The sequence below is a fragment of the Vagococcus allomyrinae genome (assembly GCF_017829975.1).
Taxonomy (GTDB): domain Bacteria; phylum Bacillota; class Bacilli; order Lactobacillales; family Vagococcaceae; genus Vagococcus_D; species Vagococcus_D allomyrinae.
The window spans coordinates 171,677-180,476 of the sequence record NZ_JAEEGA010000011.1 but is presented as its reverse complement, the minus strand read 5'-3'; the positions used below and the strand labels follow the sequence as shown (position 1 = coordinate 180,476).

The following is an 8,800-nucleotide window of genomic DNA, read 5'->3' as shown; positions in this document are numbered from 1 at the left end:
AAATAGCAAAAGCTATCCTTACTGCTTTTCCATGGTTGTGACAACTTCTTTTAGTTGTTCGGTGATCGCAACACACTCATTTAAATAGTCATATTGTTCTCTGGCTATGATAACTTTATTAAAATGTTTGGAATACTTGACATCGGTAACTTCTTCAAAGCGATTATTAGCAATAAAATCACGAATGAAAAATGAATGTTCAAAATTGATCTTGCCTTCTGTGTCCATGCCTCTAAAGATGTGCCAGTAGTAAGTTAAATACTTAGCACTACTTTTTAAATCTTCAAATTCGTCTTTAGAAATTTTTATCATGCCACGCATCACCTTTCTCAATTTCCCTTTAGGGTACCTTTAGTATAAGAGCAGTTGGGGTTAACTGCAACTAATATGGTGGGTTTTTATTGTTAATTAAAGGATTCTTTTTTAATCAGATACTTCCCACCACATAATGATTAGCAAAGAATGGAACTGTCATAGAGGAATAGCACGATTTGCTGGTTGATGAAAATGGTCAGCGAGAAGTCCAGAGAATGGGTGCCGCTTAAGAAGTTGCTAAAAAAATACTTATAAAGGTTATTGATTGTTTTTCTGTTGTATACTGTTAAATGGGAGCGTTTTAATTGTATTTTAGTTTATTAAAAGTTTATCAAGTAAGGAGAGCAATCAGATGGATTTAGAGACAGCATTGTTACACGGTTATCCAGTAATAGATCAAATGACGGGAGCCTCATCAATTCCTAAATATCAGGCCTCCACCTTCCACCAGGAAAATTTTCGAGAGCATGATGGTTACACCTATACACGTTTTGGCAATCCGACTATTGAGGCTGCAGAGACTTGTATGGCCAAATTAGAACACGGACGTCACGGGCTAGCTTTTTCATCGGGAATGGCTGCCATTAATGCGGCGCTATTTTTACTTTCTCAAGGAGATCACATTGTCTTATGTCATGATATTTATGGTGGCACTTTTCAAACATTGACGGAGATGTTGGTTAGATTTGGTATTTCTTACACCTTTGTTAAGGGGCAAGAGCCGAAAAATTGGGAGCAAGCTATTCGACCAGAAACGAAGCTTTTCTATTTAGAAACCCCGTCTAATCCCTTGTTAAATGTTGTGGACATTGAGGCGGTTGTTTCCATTGCGAAAAAAAACCACATTCAAACGATTTGTGATAATACCTTTATGACACCCATTTATCAAAATCCTTTAACTTTAGGAGTGGATCTCGTGGTTCAAAGTGCCACAAAGTTTCTAAATGGCCATAGTGATGTTGTGGCAGGATTCTTAGTGATGAACGACGATCATCTATATCAGAGACTCAAAAAGCATCAAAAGATGTTAGGAGCGATTTTAGGGGTAGAAGAGGCTTGGCTATTTTTACGAGGCGTTAAAACCCTAGCGTTACGAATGGAAAAATCGGTGACCACAGCGGTTTTATTAGCTGAGCATTTGCAGCGTAAAAACCAGGTGTCCCGGGTCTACTATCCTGGGTTGGCAAGCCATCCTGGTCAGCTAGTCCACCAAAAACAAGCTAGCAGTGGCGGGGCCGTGTTGTCATTTGAATTGTTGAGTACGGAAGCGGTTTATGGTTTATTTGATGCCATCAAATTGCCAATTGTCGCGGTTAGCCTTGGTGGAGTTGAATCAATTTTGTCTTATCCTTGGCAGATGTCACACGGCTGCATGTCAGAGCAAGATCGTTTAGCCGCTGGTGTTACACCGGCGTTAGTGCGACTGTCAGTTGGGATTGAAAGCTTGGCTGATTTAACGGCTGACTTGGACCAGGCCTTAGATAAAGTTAACCCATCGCACTGAGTATCGGTCAAATCAGCCATTCAGATGATCGTTGCTCTATTTGTGCGCTTCAAAGGTAATGGTTTGATTGCTGTCGACAGGTGCAACTAGATAATCATAATCCGCACTGACGCTGACATCTTTAAATCCGACTTGTTCCAGCAATAAGCGGAATTCCGTTAGGCCGTACCAACGCAGCAATAATTGCTGAAGTTCTGTGCCAATTAATTGTCCATCTTGCCATTTTTCGTATTTTAGATGTGTGATGGTATGTTGAGCCAACCAATCAATGGCGACGGTTTTCCGTTCTAACGTAATGCCGACGGTCTCTGAAAGAGCATGAGTTGAGGTTATCACTTCTCCCACTTCAGGATAAAAAGGTAAGTCTAAATCGATAATTAGTCGCCCCTTTGGCAGTAAGTGATGATAAAGATTTTGCAAGACCTTTATTGCTAGTGCTTCTGTTTCGAGCAAACAAAAGGTTGCAGTCGGCATGATAATCGCTTCATAATCAGCGGGCAAGTCGAAATTTTCCAAGTTTGCCTTATAGAGTGGCGTGCTTAACTGATGGGATTCCAAGTGTTGGTAGCAATAAGCCAACATTTCAGCTGATTGGTCGAGGCCTTCGACCGTCAATCCTTCTTCCAATAAAGGGAGAAGCATTCGCCCAGTTCCAACTCCAGCTTCTAATATTTTGCCTGAAATACCGGCTAACCGCTGACTATAATAATCAATGTCCCCATTTAAAGAGCTGCCGACCGGTTTAGTTAATTCGTAAACTTCAGTCGCCAATGGACCGTAATTCTTAAACATAGTGGACGCCTTCTTTCCGTTTAGTTTAGCTTATCCTTTAATTATAAGGCAAGTCTTATTAAAAGTCTGACTAAATTTACAAATAGCTGATTTTTCGCTATACTTGGATAAGTTACTAAAATACAGGAACAGCCTTTTAGATACTAATGAGAGGAGACGAGGCATTTGACAAAAATAGGATCGGCATGTCCGGTAGAAACGACCTTAAGTTTAATCGGCAATCGCTGGAAAATCATTATTTTGCGAGAGTTAATGACAGGTACTAAACGTTTTGGCGAATTGAAAAAGGGGGTTGGTCAGATTAGTCAAAAAGTATTAACCGCTAATTTACGTGAAATGGAAGCGGATGGTTTAGTCAGTCGGCAAGTCTTTGCGGAGGTCCCACCTCGTGTCGAGTATACTTTAACGGAAACGGGACGTAGTTTACATATTGTGTTAGATGCGATGTCACAGTGGGGGGAAGGCTATCAGGAATTAGTAAAAGCCAAATAAAGAGAGAATCAAGATCGTCCTTGGTTCTCTCTTTTTTTTATTCAATCCGTGTGTGTTCAATTTCTTTGCCTAAGAAGTAAGAAATAACCGTTCGGATAATAACAACTGCGGCTAGAACTAGAATATCTTCTAAAGTGGGGTTCATGATCGATTCGATGATATCTGCTGCAATCAGAATTTCTAACCCTAGAAGAATATAAGTCGCTAAATAATTTTTAATGATATTGTTGTGTTTAGCTGTTTCCAGTTTCGGTAAACGTCGAGCTTCGTTGCGAATAAAATCCCAAGTAGCTTTAGCCACACCCAATACTAAAATAATAATTGAAATGGCGTTAAGTAGCATCACAATTATGTGAACAAATGGCTCAAAATAGTGCATCCCGACATCTCCTCTGGTCTTAGCTTACATGTGCTTAACACGCTTAATAAGTATGGCATACTGTCATCTTATAACAAGTATAGCAAGTTTACTTATTAAAGGAAAGAGTTTACTGAGACGTGGAACTGGCCGACGAATCGTCGTTATGGGAAATAAAATCAATGGCCAATACCAAACCAAGCACAATCAGCTCGTCCTCTTGTTTGCTAATGCTTATTTCATAACTGTCTCCCCAGCTAAACCATGCCTTTTGAACAGTGGCGATCGTCTTACCGTGGCGAGTTAAACTAAAGGTCATTGCGAGAAAATCACCTTCGGCCTTAATATCTGTCCCTTCAATGTCATACTTTTGCTTAAAGAAGGTGAATTCTTTTTTGATAACAGCCACCTCTTGGTTATCGATCAATAAGCTGAATTTAGGTAAGAGCTTTAATAATTGTTGCTCGATTCGCGCTACCTCCTGATCTTGTCGGTTGTGAATGTAGAGCTTTTTGGCGAATGAAAAAATAGACCCACTGACAAAGTAAACGTCACTGCCACGTTCATCCTTGATGGTAAATCGATCACGTAAACTAAAAACTTTTTGTTTCATATACAGTTTCTGCAAGTCGATGACCCCCTTTTAGTTATTATAGCAAATAAACCGTTGGAAAATAAGCGATTGTACTGACAATGATCCCTTTTAACTAAATGATCTAAGAGATCATTTCATCCCTATCTAGTGTCCTAGTTGGCTAGCAAAATGGTAATAAAGGACTAAATTGCCAAAAAACGAGAACGTTTGTTTGAAAAGATTGACAAGACCGCCATATCAGCGTAAAATTATTTATTCGTGAAGTGATTATCGTCATGAATGTTATGCAGTTGAATGAAGAAGCAAATCAAACGTTTCAACTAGGAGGAGAGTCTATGTCTAAAAAAAATGAATGGGCAATAGAGCAAGATTATTTAACCATGGTGTATGGTAAGTTATTGGAGATGCAGGAGAAAGTCTTCAATGATTTCGATGACGCTGAATTAGATTCCCGTAATTTTTTGAAGAATCTATCTGATGATATTCGGATTAATACGTCATCTGCCTCTGATAGTTTTGAATCATTAATTGAAGTTGAGCAAAAGAATCAAGAGCTAGCTCAGTTGAATTACAAACGCGAGTGGTTGGAAAAGCAAAAACGAAATATCGGTCAACTATTAGAAGGCCCTTATTTTGCTAAATTGGATGTCCAATATCCAGATGAGTCAGAAATAGAACAATTTTACATTGGCGTAGCTGGTTTTAGTGATGAAGATCACCATCAATATGTCTACGATTGGCGCTCGCCGATTGCTAATTTATATTATGAAAATAACCTTGGGCCAACAAGCTATGAAGCACCAATGGGACAAGTTACTGTTGATTTAAAAAATCGTCGTCAGATGAAATTAAATAAAAGTAAATTAGTTGATTTTTTTGACACGAGTACGGCTATTGAAGATCCAATGTTATTGGAAGTGTTAAATGAGGAATCAACGGCTAAGTTGACCGATATTACGAGTACGATTCAAAAAGAACAAAATGCGATTATTCGTGATACTAAAAGTGATGTGTTGATTGTTGAAGGAATTGCCGGCAGTGGTAAAACCTCGACGATTCTACAACGAATAGCGTTTCTGTTATATCGTTACAAAGATGATCTAGTGCCAGAACAGGTGCTTTTATTATCCCCTAATCCGATGTTTAGTAAATACATTGAAGAAGTTCTACCGAGTTTAGGTGAAAAAAATCCTCGTCAGATGACTTACCGTGATCTAATGCGAAATCGTGGTCGCCATTATGAAGTGGAAAATCTGGAAGAACAGCTAAAAAATCCATTGGTCTTAAATTCCCTTGATAACATGAAAGCCATCGAAGAGTACGTGGCTGATTTAAAACCAGAATTGATGGACTTTACACCTATTAAGCGGGGAGACGAGTTGATCATCTCCACTAAGTGGATGCAACAAACCATTATGTCCTTGCCAAAAGAAGTTGAATTGTATCGTAAACTAGATTACTTAAAAGAAAAAATGAACGAAGCGTTAGCGAAATTTATTCGAACTGAAAGTAAGAAACCAAAATGGCGCGATGAATTGGAAAACATGAGCAATGAAGAATACAATCAACTGTTTGCTAAAGTGAAAAAAGGGTCAGAAGACGAGAATATTCAACAGGTAATTAATCGCTTGGTTAATCGTCGTTACAGCAATCTTAAAGGGAGTATTAATAATTTTAGCTGGATTGACATTGAGAGTCACTATATTTTGGCAACAGGGCTGCGAATCAATCAGCCGATGTCTTTGGATCAGGCGACCGAGTTTGCCTATTTATACCACCTGATGATTGAACGTCGCAATAATCGCAAAACTAAGTTTGTGATCTTGGACGAGGTCCAAGATTATAGTGAAGCACAGCTGTATTTCTTATCAAAGGTATACAGTGGCTCTCACTTCACCTTGGTTGGTGATGGTTACCAGTCGATTTTTGCTCAAGGCACAAGCTTTAAACGAGTGGAAGAAATCTTCCAAGCCAGTCACCGCCAAGTTAAGTCGGTTCAACTACTAAAATCTTACCGTTCAAGTGGACCTATCAGTCATTTTATGAAGCATTTACTCGGTGGCGAAGGCAGTGGTGTCGAGGTCATTGATCGACCAGGAAAAGACCCAGAATTTCCTCAGTTTAGCTCGCAAGAGGCTTACTTTGAGTATTTAAATAAGCAATTGACGCCTGCTAAAAATGGCTATCGCAAAGTAGTCTTAACAAAAGATAGCGATGAAGCCAAGCGTCTGTATCGCGAACTGGGAGAGCCGGCAGAGGTTACCTTGATTGCTGATTCTTCGCGGATGGAGTTGAACGTCCCAGTCTTACTGATGCCAGTTCATTTGGCAAAAGGATTGGAGTTTGACGTGGTGATAGTCCACAATGTGTCTAAGAAACGTTTTAAAGATAGCCAGGATTTGAATTTGCTTTATACGGCTAGCTCTCGTGCCATGCATGAACTCTACTTGCCATATGTTGGCGAACCTTCCAACTATATAGTTCCCATTAAATAATCATCCTTTACCGTTAAACGTTCAGCCAGAAAAAAGCTGAAAGTACCACTCTTGGCGGATGATTATGCGCATTATCCAATGGAACTATCTGTTTGATTATTTAACAGGATGTATATATCCACTTTAGTTAAACTAATCAAGCCGTTAGTTTTTTAGCTAAAAGCCAGCAGTAGTTGGCAAGTGGTTATCGGCTAACAATCATATAAAACAGGGTGGGACTTAAGTTCCGCCCTGTTTTTCACGGGTTAGTCAAAATCATCCAGAGGGAGGGTCAGTTGTTGGAACAGCTGCTTAAGTTCTTGTTGGTTGTTTGCTGGTCGATTGATAATCTCATGAGCCAATAACCGCAACCAAGGAAGCTGGCTGGCAGTAAGAGCGTCTAAAGTGGTTTCAAAGGAACTAAACGCTTCATTGACTTCACGGCCTGCCATTTTTAAAAGCACGATCAACGACTGGCAATCCAAACGGTTAATAATGGCGGTAACGTCTTGATCACTTAAAATATCGAGAGTCAGTAAATCCCAATAATCGTTGAGTGAGTTAAATTTATCGGCCAAAAAATTGGGCAGTTGGGATGACGAAATATCAGGGAGTTCTTCGATTAGCTGAGTGAATTCAGTGTTGACTAAGCCAGTATTGCTGATAAAGATGTGTGAGAGTTCTTCAGGTGGGTCTGTTAGAAAAAAGTTGTCGATAGTGCCATGAGCCAATGTCTGCTCCAAGTTCACACTAACAGATTCTAAACACTTGTAATAGTATTGCTGATCTGAGAGGTTTATTTCCTTGAGCAAGTGGGTTAAGGCCTGGCCCAATAAAAGCCGAATATCGGACGTCTCTGCTAATAATTGAGAGAGGAGACTGCTCTCAGACTGACTCAGAATAAGATGAGTCGTCTTTTTATCGATTAAACGTTTTGCCAAGGTTTGTTTGAAGATTATGCTAAACAAGTTATTGATATCATACCGATAATTGACTTTTAGTTGTTGCTCGTAACAATGAAATAACTCGTCTAGGTGATCGGCATAGGGAGCACAAAAGCGATTTTCCCAAGATAACTGTAGCAAGTAATGATGAATAAAATCAAGGCCTTTATAGCGGCGGTCATCCACAGGTTCAGCTAGTAAATAATCGATTGAAGCAGGCACCTCATGGGCATGGTACTCAAGATCATAGGCTGTAAAAAAATGCTGAATGTTTTGAACGGTTTGCCAATAGGCCTCAACCCTTAAAGGCAACATTGAGTTTAGTACTTGCTGGTAAAGTTCCTTTGTGGCTACCAACTGCTGTTTAAGCTGCTTTTTTCCAGCTTCGAATTGTAAAGGTATGGAGACTCCATCAGCTTTTCCATGTGATAAAACAAAAAGCATCGATTGAAGCAAATTTTCAACTTCATCTACAGGTAAGGAACTTGAGCCACTTAAATAATTGGCTAATTCTTTGTGTAACAATGATAAAATAGCTTCTTTATTGCCAGAAAAAGTCTCAGTCAAATAATGAGTCGTCATCGTTAAGCTCCTTTGTTAAGATTAAGGGGGGGGCAAAACGAACCCAGCTTTCAAGATAGTTTCGCGTCCCTTCCAAGGACCCTTCTGTTCGGTTATTAAAGACTTCAATCATTAAATCAATCAAGTCATCATCAGTGATAGTCTTAGGGCTTTCATTGCGAATCCAGTAAAAGATTTCCAAACACTCCCCGATTAAAGATAAAAAGTGATGATGAGTTAAGTGGGGAGAAAAACTCAAGTGTTCAGTCAAAGACTCAAGGGGAAGAGTTGACAATTCCAAGCGATGAGTCGCAACCAATTGTTCATGGCGAATAATTAGGAGCTCTTGACTGTCTTGAGTTGTTAGTTTTGGCACTAAAGGATTTAGCCGTCTATTTAGTGAGGTGGTTAAGTCGTGTAAAGCAGGTTCTGCTTGTAGTTGCCAAACAGCTAATTCGTTTAACATAGATGAAACGCCTCCTTGGTAATAGTAGTTAGAAAGTCATGCCTTGGTCACAGCAGCTAATTAAAGCTGTACATACTTAATACCACATAAAAAGTCAGATTAGTAGTCTTTAAATTTCGGTCATTTTGTGGTAATATAAAGATACTGAAAGAGTAAAAAAGTCACAGGATTTTCGGATGTTTCATCTGACTATCCTGTTTTTTTTTGCCTTATGATAATTAAAAAGCAAGATAGTGATAAAAATGTTTGGTAAACTTAAGTCATGAAGTTCGTCATAAATAAGCCAATGGAATGATCTG

At 39.2% G+C, this 8,800-nt stretch carries 9 protein-coding genes; 3 read left to right on the top strand and 6 right to left on the bottom strand.

All coding sequences use genetic code 11. The features are described 5' to 3' along the window. Positions 1-18: 18 nt before the first annotated feature. Positions 19-312 (bottom strand): hypothetical protein, encoded by a 294-nt coding sequence (locus I6N95_RS16900; protein WP_209530113.1) that lies wholly within the window; start codon positions 310-312, stop codon positions 19-21. Positions 313-667: 355 nt separating this feature from the next. Between I6N95_RS16900 and I6N95_RS16895 the strand changes: the two genes are divergently transcribed. Beyond that, positions 668-1,819, top strand: a complete 1,152-nt coding sequence (locus I6N95_RS16895) for a trans-sulfuration enzyme family protein (protein ID WP_209530111.1) — start codon at positions 668-670, stop codon at positions 1,817-1,819. A 36-nt stretch (positions 1,820-1,855) separates the two neighbouring features. Here I6N95_RS16895 and I6N95_RS16890 read toward each other — a convergent pair whose 3' ends face one another. Then, a complete protein-coding gene (locus I6N95_RS16890; protein WP_209530109.1) occupies positions 1,856-2,611 on the bottom strand; it encodes a class I SAM-dependent methyltransferase in 756 nt (251 codons plus the stop codon). A 165-nt stretch (positions 2,612-2,776) separates the two neighbouring features. Between I6N95_RS16890 and I6N95_RS16885 the strand changes: the two genes are divergently transcribed. After that, a complete protein-coding gene (locus I6N95_RS16885) occupies positions 2,777-3,103 on the top strand; it encodes a winged helix-turn-helix transcriptional regulator (protein ID WP_209530106.1) in 327 nt (108 codons plus the stop codon). Positions 3,104-3,140: 37 nt separating this feature from the next. Here I6N95_RS16885 and I6N95_RS16880 read toward each other — a convergent pair whose 3' ends face one another. Both I6N95_RS16880 and I6N95_RS16875 read right to left on the bottom strand, forming a co-directional pair. Then, on the bottom strand, positions 3,141-3,482 hold the full coding sequence (locus I6N95_RS16880; RefSeq protein WP_209530104.1) for a DUF1622 domain-containing protein: 342 nt from the start codon (positions 3,480-3,482) through the stop codon (positions 3,141-3,143). Positions 3,483-3,591: 109 nt separating this feature from the next. Further along, entirely contained in the window at positions 3,592-4,089 is a 498-nt protein-coding gene (locus I6N95_RS16875) for an LURP-one-related/scramblase family protein (RefSeq protein ID WP_209530102.1), read from the bottom strand. Positions 4,090-4,391: 302 nt separating this feature from the next. Here I6N95_RS16875 and I6N95_RS16870 point away from each other — a divergent pair, with 302 nt between their 5' ends. Continuing rightward, positions 4,392-6,551, top strand: a complete 2,160-nt coding sequence (locus I6N95_RS16870) for a HelD family protein (RefSeq protein WP_209530099.1) — start codon at positions 4,392-4,394, stop codon at positions 6,549-6,551. Positions 6,552-6,796: 245 nt separating this feature from the next. Here the strand turns inward: I6N95_RS16870 and I6N95_RS16865 are convergent, their stop codons facing one another. After that, positions 6,797-8,056 carry a DUF6179 domain-containing protein gene (locus tag I6N95_RS16865; RefSeq protein WP_209530098.1) on the bottom strand — a complete coding sequence of 420 codons (1,260 nt, stop codon included), beginning with the start codon at positions 8,054-8,056 and terminating at the stop codon, positions 6,797-6,799. Beyond that, a complete protein-coding gene (locus tag I6N95_RS16860) occupies positions 8,034-8,501 on the bottom strand; it encodes a DUF6323 family protein (RefSeq protein WP_209530096.1) in 468 nt (155 codons plus the stop codon). Before I6N95_RS16860 ends, I6N95_RS16865 begins: the two co-directional genes overlap by 23 nt. Positions 8,502-8,800: the final 299 nt, after the last annotated feature.